At 73.5% G+C, this 22,277-nt stretch carries 15 protein-coding genes; 4 read left to right on the top strand and 11 right to left on the bottom strand.

The genetic code is table 11. The features are described from left to right. The first annotated feature begins 84 nt into the window (after nt 1-84). A complete protein-coding gene (locus tag ACYUD3_RS11705) occupies nt 85-519 on the top strand; it encodes a subtilase-type protease inhibitor (RefSeq protein WP_470967713.1) in 435 nt (144 codons plus the stop codon). 220 nt (nt 520-739) lie between these two features. On the opposite strand, the gene ACYUD3_RS11700 is transcribed toward ACYUD3_RS11705, so the two are convergent. The 6 genes from ACYUD3_RS11700 to ACYUD3_RS11675 form a co-directional block, all read right to left on the bottom strand. Continuing rightward, entirely contained in the window at nt 740-1,084 is a 345-nt protein-coding gene (locus tag ACYUD3_RS11700) for an STAS domain-containing protein (RefSeq protein WP_470967711.1), read from the bottom strand. A gap of 131 nt (nt 1,085-1,215) precedes the next feature. After that, entirely contained in the window at nt 1,216-1,398 is a 183-nt protein-coding gene (locus ACYUD3_RS11695) for a hypothetical protein (RefSeq protein WP_470967709.1), read from the bottom strand. 78 nt (nt 1,399-1,476) lie between these two features. After that, on the bottom strand, nt 1,477-4,284 hold the full coding sequence (locus ACYUD3_RS11690) for an NHLP bacteriocin export ABC transporter permease/ATPase subunit (RefSeq protein WP_470967707.1): 2,808 nt from the start codon (nt 4,282-4,284) through the stop codon (nt 1,477-1,479). Then, nucleotides 4,281-6,479 carry an NHLP family bacteriocin export ABC transporter peptidase/permease/ATPase subunit gene (locus ACYUD3_RS11685; protein ID WP_470967706.1) on the bottom strand — a complete coding sequence of 733 codons (2,199 nt, stop codon included), beginning with the start codon at nt 6,477-6,479 and terminating at the stop codon, nt 4,281-4,283. The genes ACYUD3_RS11690 and ACYUD3_RS11685 overlap by 4 nt, the downstream gene beginning before the upstream one ends. Next, nucleotides 6,476-7,282 (bottom strand): hypothetical protein, encoded by an 807-nt coding sequence (locus tag ACYUD3_RS11680; protein ID WP_470967704.1) that lies wholly within the window; start codon nt 7,280-7,282, stop codon nt 6,476-6,478. Before ACYUD3_RS11680 ends, ACYUD3_RS11685 begins: the two co-directional genes overlap by 4 nt. Nucleotides 7,283-7,401: 119 nt before the next feature. Then, a complete protein-coding gene (locus ACYUD3_RS11675) occupies nt 7,402-7,608 on the bottom strand; it encodes a type A2 lantipeptide (RefSeq protein WP_470967702.1) in 207 nt (68 codons plus the stop codon). Between the two features lie 637 nt (nt 7,609-8,245). Between ACYUD3_RS11675 and ACYUD3_RS11670 the strand changes: the two genes are divergently transcribed. Next, on the top strand, nt 8,246-9,676 hold the full coding sequence (locus ACYUD3_RS11670; RefSeq protein WP_470967701.1) for a S1 family peptidase: 1,431 nt from the start codon (nt 8,246-8,248) through the stop codon (nt 9,674-9,676). A 155-nt stretch (nt 9,677-9,831) separates the two neighbouring features. Here the strand turns inward: ACYUD3_RS11670 and ACYUD3_RS11665 are convergent, their stop codons facing one another. Beyond that, entirely contained in the window at nt 9,832-11,856 is a 2,025-nt protein-coding gene (locus ACYUD3_RS11665; protein WP_470968490.1) for a SpoIIE family protein phosphatase, read from the bottom strand. Between the two features lie 335 nt (nt 11,857-12,191). Between ACYUD3_RS11665 and ACYUD3_RS11660 the strand changes: the two genes are divergently transcribed. After that, nucleotides 12,192-12,800, top strand: a complete 609-nt coding sequence (locus ACYUD3_RS11660; protein ID WP_470967699.1) for a LuxR C-terminal-related transcriptional regulator — start codon at nt 12,192-12,194, stop codon at nt 12,798-12,800. A gap of 7 nt (nt 12,801-12,807) precedes the next feature. Here ACYUD3_RS11660 and ACYUD3_RS11655 read toward each other — a convergent pair whose 3' ends face one another. The 4 genes from ACYUD3_RS11655 to lanKC all read right to left on the bottom strand — a co-directional run bounded on the left by ACYUD3_RS11655 (nt 12,808) and on the right by lanKC (nt 19,687). After that, the gene (locus ACYUD3_RS11655; protein ID WP_470967697.1) at nt 12,808-14,739 is read right to left on the bottom strand and encodes an ATP-binding cassette domain-containing protein; all 1,932 of its coding nucleotides are present in this window, start codon (nt 14,737-14,739) and stop codon (nt 12,808-12,810) included. Further along, nucleotides 14,736-16,694 (bottom strand): ABC transporter ATP-binding protein, encoded by a 1,959-nt coding sequence (locus ACYUD3_RS11650; RefSeq protein ID WP_470967694.1) that lies wholly within the window; start codon nt 16,692-16,694, stop codon nt 14,736-14,738. Before ACYUD3_RS11650 ends, ACYUD3_RS11655 begins: the two co-directional genes overlap by 4 nt. A gap of 236 nt (nt 16,695-16,930) precedes the next feature. Beyond that, complete coding sequence (locus ACYUD3_RS11645; RefSeq protein WP_470967692.1) at nt 16,931-17,047, bottom strand: SapB/AmfS family lanthipeptide; 117 nt, start codon at nt 17,045-17,047, stop codon at nt 16,931-16,933. Nucleotides 17,048-17,125: 78 nt separating this feature from the next. Beyond that, entirely contained in the window at nt 17,126-19,687 is a 2,562-nt protein-coding gene (lanKC, locus tag ACYUD3_RS11640) for a class III lanthionine synthetase LanKC (protein ID WP_470967689.1), read from the bottom strand. Nucleotides 19,688-19,864: 177 nt separating this feature from the next. On the opposite strand from lanKC, the gene ACYUD3_RS11635 reads away from it, so the two are divergent. After that, nucleotides 19,865-22,261 (top strand): SpoIIE family protein phosphatase, encoded by a 2,397-nt coding sequence (locus tag ACYUD3_RS11635; protein ID WP_470967687.1) that lies wholly within the window; start codon nt 19,865-19,867, stop codon nt 22,259-22,261. The last annotated feature ends 16 nt before the right edge of the window (nt 22,262-22,277 follow it).

Here is a 22,277-nt window from a genome sequence, read left to right as displayed (position 1 = left end):
CCGGACTCGGCAGAGTGACGTCCGCCGTCCGACGCCCACCGGCGTGCGGGGCGGCACCCTCATCCGAGCGGAAGGAAGCACACGATGCGGAACACCGCGCGCTGGGCAGCGACCGTCGGCCTCATGGCCGCCACCCTCTGCGGACCCCTCACCGGGTCCGCGCTCGCCGCCCCGTCCGCAGGTCAGACCGGCCTCTACGCCCCGTCGGCCCTGGTGCTGACGGTGGGCAAGGGGGACGTCGCGGCAGCCGTCACCCCGGCCCGCGCCGTCACTCTGACCTGCGCCCCCACGGCCTCCGGAAGCCATCCGGCCGCCGCCCTCGCCTGCGCCGAACTGCGGGCCGCCGGCGGGGACTTCGCCGCCCTCGGGGCGCCGGACGGCAGGGCCTGCACCCGGCAGTACGACCCGGTCCTCATCACCGTCGACGGTGTGTGGCAGGGGCAGCGCGTCTCCTATGAGCGCGTTTTCGCCAACGACTGCGTACGGGCCGCCGACCGCTCCAGCGTCTTCGCCTTCTAGGGCTGCCGGGGCAGGCCCTAGGGGCCGCCGGTCGGCTTAAAGCGCTTTAAAAGCTGGGATCGCGGGTCCCCTGTGGACGCCACGAGAGGCTCGTTACTGGGGAGTGCGAGTCCTGGACACGGAAGGTCCGCGGTCCCTGACCCGGGGACCGGACAGGCGGAGTGGGGCCGCCGTCCGGTCCCCGGGCATTTTCATGCGGCTCGCCGCGGCTCGCTGCGGCTCACCCCGGTTCGCCGGGGACGGCGGGCAACGGCGGGAAGCGGTCCCACAGCCGGGCGGCGCGCAGCAGCCGGCGTACGGCCGTCCCGTCGGCCACCACCCGCAGCCGGCCGCCGCGTTCGCGGGCCCGCGCCTCCGCCCTGCACAGCACGCGCAGGCCGGAGCAGTCGAAGAACTCCACGCGGCGCAGGTCCACCAGGATGTCCGGGGCGGTCACGGCGGTCGCCGCGTCCAGGTGCTCGGCCAGGGAGTCCGCCGTCGCCAGGTCGATCTCCCCGGTCACCTCGATCACGGTGAACGGGCCTCGGCTCCGGGTGCGGGCATGGGCGTTGGCCGGTGGCTTCATCGGTCGTTCCACCTCGGCAGGGTGCTCGTTCGGTTCCGGTAGCTACCCCGGCACGGCCGGGACCATCCCTGCATGGCGGGCCACAAGATCTGGTTCACTCGACCTGGTGAATTCCTTCCTGGCTCATTGACTTACTCCCGGCGCCTCCGCGCGCTGATCATCGCGCCCGCGAGAGCACAGACGAAGACGACGGCCCCCTTGTATCCGAAGTCCTCCGGAACAACACCCGCCCCGATCAGAAGCAACAGCAGCGCGACACCGATGCCGCAGGACAACAAGGTCCAGCAAAGAACCCTCAGGCAGAAGCCACGCATGCGCGCATGATCACCCGGTGGCGGTACGGGAGGCCATGGGGGACGACACCCATTCCGGTCGTGGGCGGTGCGTGAGGGTCAGGTCAGCTGGCGGCGTACCAGTTCGTGCAGGCGGCCGGACGTGTTCGCCAGCAGCTCCGCCGGTGCGCCGACCTCCGCCACCTTCCCGTTCTCCATGACGATCACCCGGTCCGCGTCCATGACCGTCGACAGGCGGTGGGCGATCACTATGCGGGTCGCGTCGAGTTTGCGGGTGGAGTCGATGACGACGCGCTGGGTCTCGTTGTCGAGGGCGCTCGTCGCCTCGTCGAAGAACAGGATGCGCGGGCGGCGGATCAGGGCCTGGGCGATCATCAGGCGCTGGCGCTGGCCGCCGGAGATGGCGCCGCTGCCCGCGACGATGGTGTGCAGGCCCATCGGCATCCGCTTGATGTCCTCGGCCAGCCCCGCGAGTTCGGCCGCCGCCATCGCCTCCTCGGGGGAGTACGCCTCGGTGCCGCAGATGACGTCCATGAGGGAGCCGGTGAACGGCTGGGCGTGCTGGAGGACGACTCCGCACTGGCGGCGCACCGCCGACTGATCCAGGGCGGCGAGGTCCTGGCCGTCGTACAGGACGCTGCCGGAGGCCGGGGGGTCGAAGCCGATCAGGAGGCGCAGCAAGGTGGACTTGCCGCAGCCCGACGGGCCCACGATCGCCACGAACTCGCCCGCGCGGACGTCGAAGCTGACGTCGTCCAGGACCAGCGGGCCGTCCTCGGAGTAGCGGAAGGAGAGCCGGCGGGCCTCCAGGGCGCCGGTCAGCGGGCCGGGGCGGGCCGCGGCGGAGCGCACCTCGGGGGCGGCCTCCAGGACCGGGCGGATCTCCTCGAACAAGGGCAGCGCCGCGACCGCCGACACGAACGCGCCGGTCAGGGACGTCACCGAGGTCAGCAGCATCGTCACCGACGTGTTGAAGGTGAGGAAGTCCGCCGCCGACAGCGTCCCGCGCGCGGGACCGGCCAGCAGCATGAACATCAGCAGGGTGCACAGCGGCAGATACACCGAACCCAGCACCGCGTTGAGGTTCTTGATCCGGCCGAGCCGCTGCTGGAGCTGCCGGCTGCGGGCGAACTCCGCCGCCCAGGCCGCGTACGCGTAGTTCTCGGCCGCCGCCACCCGCAGCTTGGGCAGCCCGCGCAGGGTCTGGAAGGCCTGGTTGTTCAGCTTGTTGGAGAGCGTCACCAGGCGCCGCTGCCAGCGCACCTGCCACAGGCCGAGCCCGAGGAACACCGACGCGATGACGACGAGCATCCCGATCGCGGCCAGGGCCATCGGCACGCTGTACCAGAGCAGCAGCCCCAGGTTCATCGCCCCGACGGTCACCGACTGCGCCACCGACGGCCCGATGCCCGCCAGCAGCCTCCGGATCGCGCTGACACCCATCGCGGCACTGGCCAGCTCACCGGTCGAGCGGGACGTGAAGAACTTCGTCGGCAGCCGCAGCAGCCGGTCCCAGACGGCCGGCTGGAGCGTCGCCTCGATCCGGCCCTCAAGCCGCAGGATCGTCATGTTCTGGAGCAGCAGGAAGGCCGCCGCGACGACGCTGGAGAGCATCACCGCCAGGCACACCTGGACGATCAGCCCCTCCTGCGCGCGCGGCACGAACTCGCCGAGCACCTTGCCCGTCGCGACCGGCACCAGCGCGCCGATCGCGACCGTCACCAGACCGCTCAGCAGCAGCCCCGCCAGATCGCCCCGGGTGCCGCGCATACTGAACCGCAGCAGCCCGAGCGGGCCCAACGGCCTATCCGGCAGCGGCCGGTAGAACATCACCGCGCGCGCCTCGAACTCCCCCGCGTTCGCCTTCTCGACCGGCGTCTCCCGCCCGGTCCCGGGGTGCACGGCGACATACCCGCCCCGCCGCCACAGCAGCGCGACCGGCGCCCCCGACAGCGCCCGGTGCCCGACCATCGGGCCGACGTCCTCCCGCCACCAGCGCCCGTCCAGCCGTACGGCCCGCACCCGTACCCGGGAGGCCAGGGCGACCTGTTCGACCGGGTCGAGGCGGTCGCTCGCGGCGCCCGTCCGGGCCGGCTCCACCAGGGCGATCCCGGCGGCCCGCGCGACCATCCGGCACGCGGCGAACGTGGCGTCCGCGTCCGCCGGGGTCGCCCTGCGCGCGGACGGCTTGCCGATCGACGCGAGCAGCGTCCGGTCGGCCTGCGCGCGCACCGCCTCGCCCGCGCGGATACCGGCCGCCGCGCGCGTCTCGTGGGTCCGCTCCAGCTGCTCGATCCAGCGGTCCAGCGTGGTCAGCAGCCGGAACTGCTGGTCGACCATGCTCTGCCACACCGCCGGGTCCATCAGCAGGTCGGCCGCCGCCTCCTGCCCGTACAGCACGCCGTACCGCACGCTCCCGGGCGGGACCTGCATCCAGAACACGTCGTCGTCCGCGACCTCGGCCGCCCCCATGGGCGCCTGGAAGAGGAGCGTCAGGCTGCGGCCGACGCCCAGGGCGAGGGCGTACTCCAGGGGGCTCGTCTGCGGGGGCACGTACTGGGGGTTGCCGTACGCGTCGTACGACCAGGTCTCCGTCGGGGCCGGCTGGTACAGCTCGCGCAGGCCGATCCGGTGCACCACGCAGTCGCGCACCGGGCGCGCCACCAACGTGTGCTGAGCGCCCGCCACCGGGCCCAGCAGCAGTGAGCCCGGCTCCAGGCGGCCCAGGTGATGCCAGTGGCCCTGCTGACCGGCGTCCACCGCGAACAGGTCCAGCGCGCCCGCCGCCACCAGCCACAGCACCTGCGGACCCTCCAGGTCCAGCCGCGCGAGCCCCGCACAGTCCAGCCGCGCCCCCGACCGCCCGAGCGCGCCCAGGACCAGGTCGCCCTCCTCCACCGCCGTCATCGCTCCCTCACCAGCGCCGCGTACGCGCCCCCGCGCCCCACCAGCTCCGCGTGCCGCCCGCGCTCCACGATCGCGCCGTGGTGCAGTACGACGATCTCGTCGCTGTCGCGGACCGTGCTCAGCCGGTGCGCGATCACCACACAGGCGCAGCCGCGCCGCCGCAGGTTGTCCATCACGACCAGCTCGGTCTCCGCGTCCAGCGCGCTCGTCACCTCGTCGAGCACCAGAACGCTCGGCCGCCGCACCAACGCCCGCGCGATCTCCAGCCGTTGCCGCTGCCCGCCGGAGAAGTTGCGCCCGTCCTGCTCGACCTTGCTGTGGATACCGCCCGGCCGGCGCAGGACGACGTCGTACAGGGCCGCGTCCTTCAGCGCCTCGACGACCGCGTCGTCTGGGACCGACGGGTCCCACAGCGCGATGTTGTCCCGCACCGAGCCCTCGAACAGGAACACCTCCTGGTCGACGAACGACACCGACGCCGCGAGCGCCCCGCGCGGGATGTCCTCCAGGCGCTGCCCGTCGATGCGGATCACGCCCTCCCAGGGGGAGTAGAGGCCCGAGATCAGCCGGGACACCGTCGACTTGCCGCTGCCCGAACCGCCGACCAGCGCGACCTGCTGACCCGGGCCGACCGTCAGGTCGAACCCCGTCAACAGGGGCTTGTCCAGGGGGCTGTAGCCGAACGTGACGTCCTCCAGCGCGATGTGCCCGTGCAGCCGCCGCGTGTCCCCGCCGCCCGGGCGGTCGTACAGCGGGTCGGCGCGGAAGTTCTCCACGTCCTTCAGGCGCGCCACGTCCGCCGCGAAGTCCTGGATGCGGCCCGCGACGCCGTTCAGGCGGGTCAGCGGGGCCGTGAAGCGGGCCACCAGCGCCTGGAAGGCCACCAGCAGGCCCACCGAGATGTGGCCCTCGACCGCCCGCATACCGCCGATCCACAGGATCAGCGCGCTGTTCAGAGTCGCCAGCGTCGGGGCGACCACGCCCAGCCAGGCGCTCGGCACCCCGAGCCGCTGCTGCTCCTCCAGCGTCGTCGCGTGCTGCCCCGCCCACTTGCGGAAGTAGCCGTCCTCCCCGCCGGTCGCCTTCATCGTCTCGATCAACTGAAGCCCCGTATAAGAGGTGTTCGTCAACCGGGCGGTGTCCGCGCGGAGTTTGGCCGTCCGCGTCGCGCGCAGCCGGATCACGACCCGCATCGCGACGATGTTCAGGAGGGCAACGCCGATGCCTACGAAGGTGAGTTGGGGGTCGTAGGTGTAGAGGAGCACCGCGTACAGGACGACGACCACCGCGTCCACGCCCGCCGACGCCAGGTCGCGCGCGAGGGTCTCGGCGACGGCGTCGTTCGACTGGAGGCGCTGCACCAGGTCGGCCGGGCTGCGCTGGGAGAAGAACGGCACCGGCAGCCGCAGCAGATGGCGCAGGAAGCGGGCGCTGGACAGGGTCGAGGAGATGATCCGGCCGTGGTGCAGGTTGGCCTGCTGGAGCCAGGTCAGCGCGACCGTCAGCGCGATGCAGGCCGCCATCGACGTGAACAGCACGCCCAGCAAAGAGGTCTGGCCGCCGATGAGGAAGAGGTCGATGTAGGTCCGGCTCAGCGCGGGGACCGCCGCGCCGACCAGGACGAGCAGCATGCTCGCGAGGACGGCCGCCGGGAGCGTGCCCGCCGTACCCCGCAGCCGCGCCGGCATCGCCCCCAGGACACCGGGTTTGCGTCCGCCGCGCTCGAAGTCCGCGCCGGGCTCCAGGACCAGGACGACCCCGGTGAAGCTGCCGTCGAAGTCCTCCATCGGCACGAACCGGCGCCCCTTGGCGGGGTCGTTGACGAACACGCCGCGCCGCCCGAACCGGCGGCCGAGGCCGTCGTAGACGACGTAATGGTTGAACTCCCAGAACAGGATCGCCGGTGCCTTCACCCCCGCGAGGGCCGCCAGGTCCATCTGCATGCCCTTGGCCGTCAGACCGTAACTCCGGGCCGCCTTGAGGAGGTTGCTCGCGCGGGAGCCGTCCCGGGAGACGCCGCACGCGATGCGCAGCTCCTCCAGGGGGACATGGCGGCCGTAGTGCCCGAGCACCATCGACAGCGAGGCGGCGCCGCACTCGACGGCCTCCATCTGGAGCGTGGTCGGCGTGCGCACGGCACGGCCAACCGCCTTGGGCCTGGGCTTGGTCGCGGCTTCCTGCCGCCGCCTGCTCACGGCAGCAGCCAGTCGACGGGCCGCTGGTCGGTCAGCTTGATCGCACCGGTCGCGAGAGTCATCGAACTCAGCCCGTACGGCGGTCCGTCGGCGGACGACCAGCGGTAACCGCTCTTCGTGGCCGCCGACTTGTCCAGCCTCACCAGCACCGCGACCGGCCGCCCCTTGCGGGTGAACTGCTCGCCGAGCTGGCTGTCGCCGAGGAACGCGGAGATCGCCTGCGCCGACTGGGCCGCGCGGTCCACCGACTTCACGTGGCCGCGCAGCACGCCGTACCGCTGGGCCGGGACCGTCTGGACGGTCAGGTCGACGGAGGCGTTCGGGGGAATCGTGGCCGCGCTCTCGGCGGGGACGTACACGGTCGCGTACAAGGGGTCGGCCGCGCTCGCGACCTTCTCCACGGCCGCCACGTTCGCGCCGGTCGCGATGATCTGCCCGATCGTCGCGGCCAGCGCGGTGACCCGGCCGGCGGCGACCGTACGCACCACGGCGTCACCCTCGGCCGTACGCACCTTCAACAGGGGGGAGTCCGCCGGGAGTTGCTGGCCCTCCTGGGCGAGGACGGCGGTGACCTGGCCGGCCGCCGGGCTCTGGAGGATGTAGCTGCCCTCGCCGTGGGTGAGGACGGCCGGGGCGCTCACCGTGGACGCGACCGAACCGGTCACCGCCCACACGGACGCCGCCGCCAGCGCGGCCACCGTCACGGCCAGTACCAGCCAGCCCTGCGGCCGCGCCAGCCGCACCGGCAGCGCGAGATCCTCCGGCGACTGGAGCTTGCTCAGGGCCTGTTGGCGGAACTGCATTCGATGTCCCTGGACAGAAGGGGTACTTGGGCAGACGGGGTACTCGGGTGGACGGGGTGCTTGGGCAGCCGAAAGCCCCGGAGCCGGGTCGCGGCTCCGGGACTTCAGAGGATCGGCGATCAGAGACCGGCGACCAGGCCCGTGATGGGGGCGACGTTCAGGCCGGTGACACCCTCGACGGTGCCGACGACGGTGCCGACCAGGCCGCTGACCGGGACGATGCCGTTGACAGCGCCGGTCACGGTGTTGAGGGCGTTGAGGGACAGGCCGCCGGAGACGTTGTCGAGCTCGGCGTCGGAGATCTCAACGGTCTGGATGGAGTCCATGATGAACTTCCCTTCCTCTGGCTGTACTTGAGGGGACGTGGTTGATCCGCCCGAGTCCGGGGGAGCGGGCCCCCTCGGGGGGACGACTGGATCAAAGCAGTTCCCGAGCAGCCGCTTCCAATCAACGAGCTGTCACCGAGGCCGACTTGGGCCCCATCGGCACCGAACCGTGCAGGCGTGCGCACATCGCGCCGCCGACTTCTCCACAGCAGCCCACTTGACCGCTCCGATGAGCGCGCGGCGCGCTCACGGCGAAATCCGGCACACCGCCGCCAAACGCTGCCGCCCTATTGCCGAGTTGTGCAGGAGAGGGGACTGCGGTGACCCCGATGGGCAATCGATGTGCAGATTCCTCGCAGCGAAGATCCGCGGGCGAATTCTCCACGGAGCGTGACCGGTTGACTGCTCAGCGGCTATGGTGCGGCCATATCGCGGCCGGAACAGGTCAATTCAGGACGGGTTACCTCAGGGAACGTCGGGAACTGGACAGCGGCTGCCGATTCCCCGCCACAACTCACCGTCGCGAAAACGGAATTGAACACACCCGCCGACCGCCGCGTACTCAAGGCCAACCAGGCGCCGCTGTACGGAGCTGCCACACGGCAGCGAGACCCCGTTCCCTCAGGAGGTCGAGAAGTTGAGTCACAAGCGAATTCCGAAGCGCAAGGCCGCTATAGCAGTAGGCGGTGTGGCTGCGCTCGGAGCGGCGGCCCTCCTGCTCCCCAACGCCAACGCCTCGCAGGACGGCAACACGGAGGCCGCCGCGCCCAAGGCGCTGAAGTCCTCGGACGTCTCCAGCCTCGCCACCCAGCTGTCCAACCTGCTCGGTGACACCTACGCGGGCTCCTACTACGACACCGACGCCAAGCAGCTCGTCGTCAACGTCGTGAACGTCTCGGGCGACAAGAACAACGTCCTCGTCCAGGCGAAGAAGGCCGGCGCGAAGATCCGCGAGGTCGCCAACAGCGCCGCGAAGCTGAAGCAGGCCGCGCAGACGCTGAAGGCGGACGCGACCATCGCCGGCACCGCGTGGGCCGTCGACCCCAGAACGAACAAGGTCATCGTCACCGCCGACGCGACGGTCACCGGCACCAAGTGGGACAAGCTGGAGACGACCGTCAACTCCCTCGGCGCGAACGTGGCGACCGTGAAGAAGTCGGCCGGCACCTTCAAGACCTTCGTCTCCGGCGGCGACGCCATCTTCGGCGGCAACGCCCGCTGCTCCCTCGGCTTCAACGTCACCGCGAGCGACGGCTCCCCCGCCTTCCTGACCGCCGGGCACTGCGGTGTCGCGGAGCAGCAGTGGTCCGACTCGGCGAACGGCCAGCCCATCGCCACCGTCGACCAGGCCACCTTCCCCGGCGCCGGTGACTTCGCGCTGGTCAAGTACGACGACGCGACCACGCAGGCGCCCAGCGACGTCAACATCGGCGGCGGCCAGACCGTCCAGATCCTCCAGGCCGCCGACGCGACCGTGGGCACCGAGCTGTTCCGCATGGGCTCCACCACGGGCCTCAACGACGGCCAGATCACCGGCCTCGACGCCACCGTCAACTACCCCGAGGGCACCGTCACCGGTCTCATCCAGACCAGCGTCTGCGCCGAGCCCGGCGACAGCGGCGGCTCGGCGTTCACCCGGGACGGCAGCGCGATCGGCCTGACCTCCGGCGGCAGCGGTGACTGCAAGGTCGGCGGCGAGACCTTCTTCCAGCCCGTCACCACCGCCCTCGAGGCCACGGGCGCGACCCTCGGCGCCGGCAACGGCGCGGGCGCAGGCGCGGGCGACCAGGCGGGCAACGGCCAGGACCAGCAGGGCCAGGACCAGAACGGCAATGGCCAGGACCAGCAGGGCCAGGAGGCCGGCAACGGCCAGGACCAGCAGAACGGCAACGGTCAGGAAGCCGGTAACGGCGCCGGGAACAACGGCTCCGGCGCGGCCGACGACCAGACCGGCAACGGCAACAACAACGGCACGGGCAACGGGATGGAGGGCGGCTCCGGCATGAACTCCAGCGGCTCGGGCTCCAGCTCCTCCAACTCCTCCGGTGCCTCCAGCTCCAAGCACTGACCGACAGCAGCAGCACCACGGTCCGGCTCTCTCAGAAAGAGGGCCGGACCGTCGCGTTGCACAAAGCCGACCCCCTCAGCCGCCCCCCCTCAGCCGGCCTCCCTTCAGCGAACGCCCTCCAGCAAGCCCCGCCCCAAAAGAGCCCTCAAGAGCCCTCACCCCTCCGCCCCCAACAGCAACAACGCCACATCGTCCAGCCGATCCACCGCCCCCGCATGCTCCCGCACCAACGCGTCGGCCACCTCCTCCAGCGGCCTCCCCCCGTTCTCCGCCAGCCGCCGCGCCAACCCCGCGATCGCCTCCTCGATGTCCGCCCCCGGCGTCTCCACCAGCCCGTCCGTGTACAGCGCCAGCACCGACCCCGGCGCCAGCTCCACCTCGGTCGTCGGATACACCGCCCCCGCGTCGATCCCGAGCAGCGGCCCCCCGGCGAGATCCAGCACCCGCACCTTCCCGTCCGGCCGCCGCAGCAACGGCGGCGGATGCCCGGCCCGCGCCATCACCGCGCGCCCCCGCGCCGGGTCGAGCCGCAGATACAGACAGCTCGCGAACAGCTCGGCCCCGAGGTCGAGCAGCAGCCGGTTGGTGCTGCGCATGACCTCCGCCGGCTCCTGCCCGACGGCCGTGTACGCCCGTACCGCCGTGCGCAGCTGGCCCATCAGGCCGGCCGCCGTCACGTTGTGCCCCTGCACGTCCCCGATCACGGCCGCCGCGAGCGGCTGCGAGGGGACGAGGTCGTAGAAGTCGCCGCCGATGTCCATGCCCCGGGTCGCCGGCAGATAGCGGGCGGTCGCGCGCAGGCCCGGCAGCTCGGGCAGCGAGTGGGGGAGGAGGGCGGCCTGGAGGCCGTGGGCGAGGCGGTTCTTGGCGTCGTACAGCAGCGCGCGGTCCAGGGCCTGGGCGATCAGGCCCGCGAGGCTGGTCAGGACCGCGCGTTCGTGGGTGGGGAAGGCGTGCGGCTCGGCGTAGGCGAGGACGCAGGTGCCGATCGGGCGGCCGGAGGCGATCAGGGGGAGGTAGGCCCAGGCCGCGAAGCCGTCGGGGGTAGCGTGCCGGGCCGGGTAGAGGTGCTCCAGCTGGCGCCGTGAGCCGAAGAACGCCGGCACGCCCGTGGCCAGCGCGTGGGTGCCTGGCGTGCGGTCGGTCAGCGGCAGCCCGTCCCAGCGCTCCACGGTGTGCGGGTCGGGATAGCCGTGCTGCCCCAGCACATGCAGCCGCCCCGCCTCCGAGCCCAGCAGCGCCAGCGCCTGGCTGCCCACGGCCGGGGCGATCTCCTCCGCGACCAGCCGGACGACGTCCGCGACCGACACCGTCTCCGTCAGCGCCCCCGACATGCTCAGCGCCTGCGAGAGCGTCACCAGCTGCGGCTGCTCCGGCGCGCTCCGCGGCGAACGCCCCTCGGTGACCGCCCGCGCCCGGCCGATCCGCACGCTCAGCCCGTTCATGCTCGGGTACAGCCGGAACGACAGCCAGTCCGACGGCGGGCGCAGCGCCACGAACGACGTCGGCCGCTGCGCGATCAGCGCCGCCCGGTACCGCTCCTCGTACATCGGATCGTCCAGCCACGCCACCGACGACCACAGCCGCGCCCCCAGCAGCCGGGGCACCGGCACCCCCAGCAGCCCGGCCGCCGCCTGGTTCACGAAACCGACCCGCCCGTGCAGATCCAGCGAGCACAGCCCGTACGGCAGCCGCGCCACAAGCCGCGCCGCCTCCGCCTCGCCCGGCGGCCGGCCCTCCGCCGCGTCCGGCTCCGCCGCGACCGTACGGTGCTCCCGCGCCGCCCGCTCCAGTTGCAGCGCCAGCCGCCGGCACGCCCCGGTCAGCAGCCGCCGGTCCTTCTCCGACAGCTGCGGCGCGTGCCCGCCGGGCCAGGTCACGTAGACCGCGCCGTACACGGTCGACGGCGTCGCCACCGGCAGCGCGGCCAGCGCGAAGGGGTACGGCAGGACGACCGCGATCCGGGGGAAGCGGCGGGCCATCTCCTCCTCGCCCCCGACCCACACCAGACGCCGCTCGCGCACCGCCTCGGCGACCGGGACCGGCGCGCTCAGCCCGACCCGCTCCCAGGGCGCGGCGAACGCGCGCGGCAGCCCCGCCGTGACGGTCATCTCCAGCACCGGCTCGTCGGCGGCCAGCAGATAGAGCGCGCCGGAGTGCGCCCCCACGCCCTCCATCATCGAGGTCAGCCCCAGCGACAGCAGCGGCGCGCCGGCCGGAGCCCGCCCGTCGCCCACACGACCACCTCCTCGCGACCCCGGGAACAAATCTCCCCCGAGTCAGGGCCGGCCGCACGGCGAGCGGGCGCGCTTATACCCGGTCCGAGGGTGCGCAGACCCCCGAAATGCCGCGAATCGGAGCGTAGATCGGAGCGCGCGGCAGCGGCCGGGCGCCGCGCGTGCGCCCCCGCGCATCGCTGTGGCCGGTTATCCGCGCCCCGAATCGGCCCAGGACACCAAGAATGGGCCACGCACGAACATCACCAAGAGCGCGGAAGAGAACCGAAGGGGCGGGAGTGATCCGGGTACTGCTGGTGCACGACGAGGGTCTGGTGCGGACGGTTCTGGCGAGATGGCTGGGGCGGGAGAGCGACCTGCGGGTGCACGACACGTCATGGCGGGCCGCACCAGCCCGCGTCCGCTCTGTCCAGCCCCTCGTCTGCGCGGCCGACCTCGACTGCGACGACAGCTACGGCATCCCGCCACTGGGCGAACTGTGCGCACCGGGCGCGGGCCGGGTCGCCCCCCGGCTGCTCGTCCTCGCCAGCGCGCACCGCCCCGGCCTGCTCAAGCGGGCCCTGGAGGCCGGGGCGCTCGGCTACGTCGACAAGGCGGGCCCGCCCGAGCAGTTACTCGACGGCATCCGGCGGGTGGCCGCGGGGGAACGTTTCATCAATGACTCCCTCGGCTTCGGATTCCTCAAAGCCGCCGAGATGCCGCTCACCCGCCGTGAACTGAGTGTGCTGACACTCGCCGCCGAGGGCGCCTCCGTCGCGGAGATCGCCGGGCGGCTGCACTTGTCGCACGGGACGGTACGGAATTACATGGCCGCGATCACGCGGAAGACGGGGGCGCGGAATCGGATCGACGCGATCCGGATTTCCCAGGGGCAGGGGTGGTTATGAGGGATTCCTACGCGGGCCGGGTTTCCAGGATTTCCGGGGTATCGGTGGCATCGGGGGAATGCGGCGCGATTTCCGGACTTTTTCGCGGAGTTTCCCCGTTCGGTGCCCAGCGCCCCACCAAGTCGCGGTAAAGGGCCGAGCGCTCCAGCAGCTCCTCGTGCGTGCCGTACGCGGTCCGCGGCCCGTCCATGACCAGGACGCGGCCTGCGCGGCGGGCGGAGTCGATGCGGTGCGCGACGACGACCAGCGTGCCGCCCGGCCGCGCGGCGAACGCCCGCTCCGCCCGCTCCTCCGCCGCCGCGTCGAGATGACAGCTCGCCTCGTCCAGCAGCGCGAGCGGGGCGGGGGAGAGGTAGGCCCGGGTGAGCGCGATCAGCTGCCGCTCACCGGCGGAGAGCGCGCCGGGCACGAGGAGCGCGCGCGGTCCGCCGAGCCGCTCCAGCAAGGGCAGCAGGCCGATCTCCGCGGCGGCGGCGAGCAGTTCGCCCTCGGGGACGGGGTCCGGCCGCAGATGGCTCAGATTCTCGGCGAGGGTGCCGCTGTAGACGTACGCCTCCTGCGGGATGAGCACCCGCCGGCGGGCGGCTTCGGCGCTGGGCACGGGGTGCCCGTCGATGAGCACGCGCCCCTTGCCCGGCGCGAGCAGCCCGGCGGCGAGCGCGGTGAGCGTCGACTTACCGATCCCGCTGGGGCCTACGACGGCCAGGTGGGCGCCGGGGGCGAGGGAGAGGGAGAGGTCGTCGAGGACGGGGGTGGAGGCGGGGCCGTAGGCGAAGGTGAGGGAGGTGAGGGAGAGGGCGGGGGGTGTTTTGGGGAGGGGGGTGTCGGTGGGGTTGGAGAGTCTTGGGGGGCTCGGGGGACTTGGGGTGCCCGCGGGGCTCGGGAGCGTCGGTGTCTGCTGGGCGTTCCCGGCGTTCAGCTGGGGCTGGGGCTGGGGCTGGGGCTGGGGCTGGGGTCGGGGCTGGGGCCGGCCTTGTTCCGCCGTGAGCCTGCGCAGCACGACCGTCAGCCGCGCCCCGCTGGTCCCGAGCCCATGGACGAGCGCGCGCAGCGCCGGCAGCAGTGACTGTGTGAGATAGGCGAACGCCCCGACCAGCCCCCCCGGCGTGACCCCGCGCCCGAGCAGCCAGGGCGCCCCCACCAGCAGCAGCACGACAGGGAGCTGCCCCCCGACGGCGAGCGCGGCGACGCGTACGACGCTCCAGCGGGCCAGCGAACGGGCGGCGTCCAGCTCGGCGTCGACGAGGCGCCCGCTGCCGGCGTAGATCTGCTCCTCGGCCCCGGCCGCCGTGATGTCCCGCAACCCCGGGCAGACGGCGCCGAGTTGGGCGGCGAGGTCCTCGTCGGCGGCGAGATAGGCCTCCTGCCGCCTGCTGAGGGGCCGCAGCGAGACCGCGAACAGGCCGACTCCGGCGAGCAGCGGCGGTACGACGACCAGGAGGAGGGCCGGGGCGAGCGAGAAGAGTCCGACGAGGGCGCCGGCGGCGGTGACGACGAAGGAACGGGAGACCATGACGAGGCCGGCGAAGGTGTCGCGGGCGATCTCGACCTGCTGGGTCAGCCCGGAGAGCGCGCCGCGGTCACCGCCGCGCACCCCTCGCCGTACGACCCGCTCGACGAGCCGGTCCCGCAAGGGTTCGACGAGATCGGCGACGGCGTAATAGACGCGCCCGGTCCCATAGGCCCCCACGACGACCCCACCGGCGGCGACCCCGAGCCAGGCCCCCCCGACCCCGGCCCGCCCGGCGAGAAACCCCTTGTCGAGCGCTTGCGCGAGCGCATACCCGAGCAGAAAGGTCTGCCCGCCTTCGAGGAGGGACCAGAGGGCGAGCCGGAGGAGGACGCGGGGGCGGGAGAGGAGGAAGCGGAGGCCTTGGCGGGGGAGGGTGGGGGGCACGGGGGCTTCCTCGGAGGGGGCGAGGGCGAGGTCAGGGGTCATGCGGGGGTCTCGCGGGAAGTGAAGGCGCCGGGCGGCTCGGAGCCGCCGGGCGGGTCGGCGCGATCGGGGAGCCGGGCCGGGGTGGCGTGATCGGGGAGCCGGGCCGGGGTGGCGTGATCGGAGAGCCGGACCGGGTCAGCGGGATCGGAGAGCTGGGCCGGGGCGCTGCCGGTGCTGCCGCTCCGGCGCGCTCCGCCGCCCGCCCCCCGCGCGCCGGCCGGCTCAGCTGTCCCGGTCTCCCGGCTCCCCTCGCCCCCCTCCCCGAACAGCTCCCGATACCCCGCCGCCCCCCACAGCTCCTCATGCCGCCCCACCGCCCGTACCCGTCCCCCCTCCAGCCACGCGACCCTGTCCGCGCGGGCCGCTGTCGTCGCCCGATGGGCCATCAGGAGGCGGGTGTTGGTGTGCGGGGAGGTCAACAGGGCCTCGGTGATGTGGTGTTCGGTGATCGTGTCGAGGCTGGAGAGGGCGTCGTCCAGGACGAGGAGGCGGCTCGGGCGGGCGAAGGCGCGGGCCAGGCCCAGGCGTTGGGCCTCGCCTCCTGAGTGGGGGGCCTGTGCGCAGGGGGTCGCGTAGGTCTGCGGGAGGCGGTCGATGTACGTGTCCGCGTGGGCCGTCCGTGCCGCCGCCCGCACCCCCTCCTTCCCGGGCAGGCCCAGCGCGATCGTGTCCTCGATGGTCTCCCCCAGCAGCGCCGGACGTGCGAACGCGCACGCCACCGCGCCCCGAAGTTCCTTGCGGGACAAGGAAGTCAGCGGCACCCCGTCCAGCAGGACCGCCCCCTCGTCCGGGTCCGTGAGCCGCGCCGCCAGCGCCGCCAGCAGCGACTTGCCCGCACCGGAACTCCCCACCACCGCCAGCGTCGTACCACCGGGCACCAGCAGGTCGACGTCCTCCAGCACCGCACGGCCGTCCCGCCGGACCGTCACCCCGCGCAACTCCAGCCGCCCTAAACCCTGTTGGGGCAGGCGGTCCGTGCCGTACACCGGGAGTTCCTCAGCACGGATCTCGCCGAGACGCCGGGCCGCCGTACGGGCCCGGACCAGGCCCGCCAGCTGGCCGGACAGGACACCCACCCCCGTCGCCAGCACCGCGTAACGCGACGCCGCCAGCAAGTCCCCAGCGGACACGTGCCGCCCAGCCAGCAGCAGTCCCGCCACCGCGATCACCCCCAGTTGCAGCAGCGGCGCCACGGCCACGGCCTGCGCGGCGGCCCGCCCCTGCACCCGCCACATCTCCCGCCCGGCATCGGAGAGTTCGGGCAACGGCCGCAGGATCCGGTCCGCGTCCCGGTCCGCCGTCCCGCCCGCGCGGATCGTCCGGAACCCCTCGACCGCCTCGGCCAGCGCCGCCGCGATCCTCCCCTGGACCTCCTGGTAGCGCGTCACACAGGCCGAGGTGTCCCGGGCCAGAACGCGCAGGAACAGTACGAGAATCGGAGCTCCGGCGAGGAAGACCACCGCGAGCCAGGGGTTGATCAGCCCCAGCGCCACCACCCCCCCGACCGGCCCCGCGAGCGCCGCGACCAGCGCCGCCCGCGCCCCGGGCGCCGTACCGGCCTGCGCGGCGTTCCCGACCAGCCGGGCCACCAAGTCACCTGATCCGAACCGGTCTTCGGCCCGCGGGCCGAGCGACAGGACGTGCCGGATGCTGCCACGGCGCAGATACGCGGCGGTCCGGGCGTCGAGGGTGCCGCTCAGGACGGTCTGCACCCCGTCGAGCACCACCGCGACCAGCACCAGGACACCGCACCACAGCACCCACCGCCCGGCTGGCTCCCGCGCCAGCAGCAGATCCAGCGCCCGCCCCATCCCGGCGGGCAGCGCGAGCCCGACCCCGGTCCCGGCGACACTCACGGCGACCAGCGCCCCCGTACGCAGCCGGCTGTGCCGCGCGGCCTCCCGCAGCAACTGCCGCGCGGCCGGGGCCACTTGATCGGCCGGCGCTTCTCGCATACGGGGTCTCTCCTCAAGACACACCAAGCTCAAGACGTACCAGGACCGCACGCCGCACACGCGCACACCCCGGGGGCCGCTCCTGCGTGGAAGGCGGCCACCCGGGGCTTCATGCGGTGCGGTGCGCGCGCCCCGCGTCACAGACGCGCGGGCGGCGCGGTGCTCCTCGGCGCGGACCCGGTGTCACCGACAAGCGGTATCGGTGACACCGAGCCGGCGGGCGAGGTTCGTCCGGCTCAGAGACAGAGCAGGATGCTCGCGGCGCTGATGCAGGACAGGAGGCTGACGGTGCTCGCGCCGCCGCCGTCCGTGTGCTCTTCGGACTCCAGCGTCTGAAGGTCGAGAAGGGCCATGGTGTTTCCTTTCGTAGTGCCCGTCGTTCCCGTGGGGACGGGGGTTGGTTCACGGCTTCCGCGAGTACGGGAACCGCGTCAGTGGGGCCGCCTCTTCGGCGGCGCGAGGAAGGGCAGGGTCGCGGCGTCGGCGGCGTCCTCGTCGAGGGCCGCGGCGAGCGCCAGCAGACAGCCGGCCGTTCCGGTCGCGAGGTCCATGGACAGGCGCATCATCTGATGGCCGGGGAAGGCGAGTTGGCCCTGATAGGGCATCGCCAGCCAGTCCAGTGCCTCGACTTGGGAGTCCAGTTGCGCGGGCGTGAAGCCGGGCGCGGTCGTACGGGCCAGGTGCAGGACCATCCCCGCGCGGCCCTGGAAGAGGCCCGGCTGGGCGTAGAAGCGGCACGTCGCCGCCACCAGCACGCCCGCCCTGGCCTGCTCGAACACCCCGCCGGGGTCGGCTCCGTGGGCGAGGTAGTCGTCCAGGACGAGGCCGATCCCGGCGCTGCCGTCACCCGCGTACGGCAGCGTCCGCCAGCCCTCGTCGACCTCCAGCGAGCCGCCCTCCCGGACCGTGCAGCTCTCCAGGTCCCGCAGCAGCGCGACCCCGGCGGCCTTCAACAGCCGTTCCTCGCCGGTGCGTTCGTACTGCCTCAGCAGGAAGAGCGCGGGTCCGGTGGCGCCCCGCAGGAGTCCGGCCCGCCGTTTGGCCGGGGCGGCCTCGGTCAGCCGGGCCACGACGATCTCCGCCGCCTCGACTGCCCGGTCCGCCAGCTCCCGTTCGCCCGTCCGGTCCGCCAAGTCCCCCAGGACCAGGCCGAGTCCGGCCAGGCCGCCCTGGAGGTCGGAGGAGAGGTTCTGCCAGCGTTCGCCGAGGATGCCGGTGACCAGTTCGAGGGCCCGTTCCTCGTGGCCCAGCAGCGCCAGCACGTGGGCGACGCCCGCGAGTCCGTCGTACAGGCCGAGCGGGGTGCCCTGCGGGGGCGGGGCCGTGTGGTCCAGCAGCCAGCGTTCGCCCTCCTCGTAGCGGTCGGCGCCCGCCGCGCGCAGGGCGTACAGGACACCTGCCGCGCCGTGCGCGAGGCCGAGGCCGCCGCCGTCGGAGAACTGGGCGACGTCGCCCGGGAAGAGCCGGTCGGCGCGGTCCGGGGTCGCCGAGGCGAGGATCGCCTTGACCATCGAGTCGCGGCTGTGCGGCCAGTCCTTGGGGGCGGGCCAAGACGCCTTGGGCACCGTCCCCTTGGTGATCTCCGCGACCGCCTCCGCCAGGAACTGCGGTGGCACGTCCGGGAATTGACCCTGGATCACCTCGGCGAGATGCGCCGCCTTCGCCCGGTCGACCACGAACAGCGAGGTCACCGGGAGGAACAGGGCGAGCCGCAGACAGGCCAGCGCGTACCGGTCGACGTCCGCGCCCCTGCGGTCCGGCGGGGCGAAGAAGCCCGGGTGGGCGACGACCTGCCGGCCGTTCTCGCTCGCGGGCGCCGCCGCCTCGAAGTCCAGGAGGGAGACGGACAGTTCGTCGGGCGCGACCATGATGTTGAAGACGTGCAGGTCGTTGAAGACGATCCCGCGCTCGTGCAGCGCGCCGACCGCCCGCTCCACCAGGCCGTGGATACGTACCGCCCACGCCGTGTACGAGGCGACCGCCTCCGGGTCGGGGTCGGGCAGCAGCAGCGGATGCCGTTCCGCGAAGAACGAGTTGAGGGGCCGGCCCTCCAGGAAGTCCATGACGAGGAACTGGTGCCCGCCGAGCGTGAACCAGTCCCGCACCTCCGGCACCACCCCGGTCCCCGCGACCGCCTCCAGCGCCTCCTTCTCCCGCACCAGCCGCGTCACCGCGTCCGCCCCGTCCGAGGCGAGCCCGGCGTGCGGCCGGCCCTCCTTCAGCACGACCTTCTCGCCGGTCCGCGTGTCCGTCCCCGAGTAGACCCCGCCGCCGTTGGAGAAGTGCAACGCCTTCTCGATCTTGTACGGCAGGTCACCGACCGTGGTCGTGTTGCGGGCGTCCAGCGCGGGCCGCAGGAACTCCGGGAGCGTCACCCACTCCGGGACCTGGAACGACGGCGCCCGCCGGTCCGGCACCAGCGTGCCCGAGCCGTCCTCGACCGCCGGCACCAGCGAACCCCGCTCGTCGACGACGAACCGCCGCGCGAACGCCCCGTACCGCACGTACAGCGGCCCCTCGCCCCAGCGCAGGTCGGTCAGGATGTACGGCCCCTCGAAGCCCTCCAGGAGGGCGCCCAGCTCCCGCAGCACCTCGTGCAGCTGATCCTCGTCCGCCGGGTAGACGGTGACGAACTTGCCGCTGCCGTCGCGCCCCGCGTACTTGGTGTTGCGCAGGTGCAGCAGATGCGGGCCCGGCACGAACTTGAACGGGATGCCGCGCGGCACGCAGTAGTCCCAGACGATCCCGGCGATCTCGTCCGCGTTCGCCCGCGTGGCCGACGCGTGGATCTTCCAGCCCTGCTTCGGACCCTCCGCCCCCGCCGGGGTCAGCGCCAGCCAGTCGCCGGTGCGCGCCGACTCCCACCCGTGCGGCACGGGCCTGCGCGCCGTCGCGAACAGCGCCGCCGAGGCGTCCGCACCGGCGCCCAGCCGGTCCGGCGTCTCGTAGAAGTGCGCGTCCGCCAGGGCGTACACCTCGTACCGCTTGTCCATGCCCGTCGTCCCCCTCGGTGGCCTGACCACGAGACTTCCAGGGCGCCGGGGGCGCCGACAGTCACGGCTGTCATGAGATCGACATGCGGAACGCACGCGTAAAGTCCTGTTCGAGCGGGTTCGAGCAGCGGCACAGAGACGGCACAGGGGCTGCGGTGCGGTCATATAAGCGCTGTAATGACGGACGTGGTCAGAGAGGGCGCCGGTCGACGCGGAGCGGGCCCGTCGCGCGCCGGGACGGCGCTGGGCAAGGCGATCACGGAGATCACGGACGGCCCCGGCACCCCCGAGCGCACCCGGCGGATCCTGGAGCTGGCCCTGGTCTTCGGAGCGGCCTTCCACGCCGCCGCGTACGTGGCGGGCCCGGACGCGCTGTGCCTGGTCGAAGAGGTCGGCGTGCCCCGGACCCGGTACGGCCTCGACGACGCCTACCCGGCCGGCGGCGGCTCCCCCGCGGCCCTCGCGCACCGCGCGGGCGAGCCCGTGTGGACGACCCTGCGCGAGGGCGTCGCCCTGGGCGCGCTGCCCGTGCCCGGCGGCTGTCTCCTCGCCGTCGGCGAGGACGGCTTCGACGACGGGGCGCGCGCCTGCCTCACCCTCGTCGCCGAGAGCCTCGCGGTGCGCCCCGGCGCCGCCACGGCGCGCGACGAGGTGCCCGGCGACGGGTTCACGCTCGCCCTCGGCAGCGGCCGCCTGGAGGCCGGGGACCGGCTCCTGGAACTGTTCGGACTGGCCCGCGACCGCTTCGACGGCCGCGTCGAGACCCTCCTCGGACGGGCCGTCCCCGAGGACCTGCCCGCGCTGATGTCGGTCGTCGAGGCCGGGCACATGTCGTTCGGCGAGCGCGAGCTGGAGTTCCGCGTCCGCACCGCCGGGCCGCCCCGCTGGCTGCGGCTGCGCGCCCGCGTCGAGGCCGTCGCCGAGGGCGAGCCCGCGCGCCTGGTCGGTACCGTCGCCGACACCGCCGCGCTGCGCCCCGAGGTCGCCGACGTCGCCCGCGTCCAGCGGCTCGCCGCCGCCCTGTCCACCGCCGGGACCGTACGCGAGGTCGGCCAGGCCGTCGTCACCGCGCTGCGCGGGCCGCTGCGCGCCGACCGGATCGCCGTCGCCGAGCTGGAGGGCGAACGGCTCGTCGTCACCGTCCTCGACCCGCCCGCCCCCAAGGCCTGGCCCGAGCTGTGGCGCGACGAGTGGCGCAGCGAGTGGCCCGACGCCCCGCTGCGCGCCATGCCCACCCTCGCCGCCGCCCTGCGCGAGGGCCGCGCCCGCACCTGGTCGGCCGGCACGGGCCTCGAACCCACCCTCGCCGAGGTCGGCCCCGGCGGCCTCGCCGTCCTGCCGCTGACCGCCGCCGGACGCGCGGTCGGCGTCTGCCTCATCGGCTGGGACGCCCCGCACGACTTCGGCACCGACGAACGCGCCCTGCTGACCGCCTCAGCCGGCCTCGCCGGGCAGGCCCTCACCCGCGCCCACGCCTTCGACGCCGAACACGAACTCGTCGGCATGCTCCAGCGCCAGCTCCTGCCCCGCCGCCTGCCCCGGCTGCCCGGCGGCGTCGCCGTCGCCCGCTACCTGCCCGCGACGGCCGGACTTGAGGTCGGCGGCGACTGGTACGACGTGATCCCGCTGCCCGACCACCACGTCGCCCTCGTCATCGGCGACGTCCAGGGCCACAGCACCGCCGCCGCCACCCTCATGGGCCAGATGCGCACCGCCCTGCGCGCCTACTCCACCGAGGGCCACCCGCCCGACGTCGTCGTCGCCCACGCCAACCGCCTCCTCATGGAACTGGAGACCGACCTCTTCGCGACCTGCGTCTATGTCGACGTCGACATGGAGTCCGGCGCCGCCTGGTGCGTGCGCGCGGGCCACCCGCCGGCCGTGCTGCGTCACCCGGACGGCGGCACCGAGGTCGTCCAGGACGACGGCGGCCCCCCGCTCGGCGTCATGGAACGCGCCGAGTTCCCGCTGACCCCGCTGCGCCTCGCCCCCGGCACGGTCCTCGCCCTCACCACCGACGGCCTCGTCGAGTCCGCCGACTCCACCATGGACGAGGGTTTCGCCCGCCTCTGCGCGGGCCTGGCCGCCGCCGACCCCGCCCACCTCGGCCAGGTCGCCGACGCCCTCCTGGCCGGCGCCCACCGCGGCGACGACGTGGCCCTGCTGCTCATGCGCTATGACGGGATGGCCGTACGGCCGCTGCGGGAGGGGTGGACGGTGTGGCGGGTACCGGAGGCCGCGGGGCACGCCCGCCGCTTCACCCGGCGCACGCTGCGCGGCTGGGGGGTGGGCGGCGAGGCCCTGGACACCTCGCTGCTCGTCGTCACCGAGCTGATCACCAACGCGCTCGTCCACACGGACGGCCCGGTGCGCCTGGACCTGACGCTGCTGCCGGGCCGGCTGCGGTTCGCGGTGACCGACAACTCCCCGCGCACCCCGGTCAAGCCGACCGGCCTGGGCTGGGAGGCGACCGGCGGCCGGGGGATCATGCTGGTCGAGGCGGTCTCGGAGGCGTGGGGGACGGTGCCGGTGAGCGGGGGGAAGCAGGTGTGGTGCGAGGTGGGGGTGGGGTGAGGGCGCACGGGTTCGT

This window comes from Streptomyces sp. AMJ-169, assembly GCF_055597585.1.
The sequence above is the reverse complement of the archived record's forward strand: the minus strand, read 5'-3'. Positions and strand labels throughout refer to the sequence as shown.

Coding starts and splice junctions, on each gene's coding strand:
- ACYUD3_RS11635 (WP_470967687.1), top strand. CDS start 19,865: ATGACGGACGTGGTCAGAGAGGGCGCCGGTCGACGCGGAGCGGGCCCG.
- lanKC (WP_470967689.1), bottom strand. CDS start 19,687: ATGGACAAGCGGTACGAGGTGTACGCCCTGGCGGACGCGCACTTCTAC.
- ACYUD3_RS11645 (WP_470967692.1), bottom strand. CDS start 17,047: ATGGCCCTTCTCGACCTTCAGACGCTGGAGTCCGAAGAGCACACGGAC.
- ACYUD3_RS11705 (WP_470967713.1), top strand. CDS start 85: ATGCGGAACACCGCGCGCTGGGCAGCGACCGTCGGCCTCATGGCCGCC.
- ACYUD3_RS11690 (WP_470967707.1), bottom strand. CDS start 4,284: ATGACGGCGGTGGAGGAGGGCGACCTGGTCCTGGGCGCGCTCGGGCGG.
- ACYUD3_RS11675 (WP_470967702.1), bottom strand. CDS start 7,608: ATGGACTCCATCCAGACCGTTGAGATCTCCGACGCCGAGCTCGACAAC.
- ACYUD3_RS11680 (WP_470967704.1), bottom strand. CDS start 7,282: ATGCAGTTCCGCCAACAGGCCCTGAGCAAGCTCCAGTCGCCGGAGGAT.
- ACYUD3_RS11655 (WP_470967697.1), bottom strand. CDS start 14,739: ATGACCCCTGACCTCGCCCTCGCCCCCTCCGAGGAAGCCCCCGTGCCC.
- ACYUD3_RS11665 (WP_470968490.1), bottom strand. CDS start 11,856: ATGATGGAGGGCGTGGGGGCGCACTCCGGCGCGCTCTATCTGCTGGCC.
- ACYUD3_RS11695 (WP_470967709.1), bottom strand. CDS start 1,398: ATGCGTGGCTTCTGCCTGAGGGTTCTTTGCTGGACCTTGTTGTCCTGC.
- ACYUD3_RS11700 (WP_470967711.1), bottom strand. CDS start 1,084: ATGAAGCCACCGGCCAACGCCCATGCCCGCACCCGGAGCCGAGGCCCG.
- ACYUD3_RS11650 (WP_470967694.1), bottom strand. CDS start 16,694: ATGCGAGAAGCGCCGGCCGATCAAGTGGCCCCGGCCGCGCGGCAGTTG.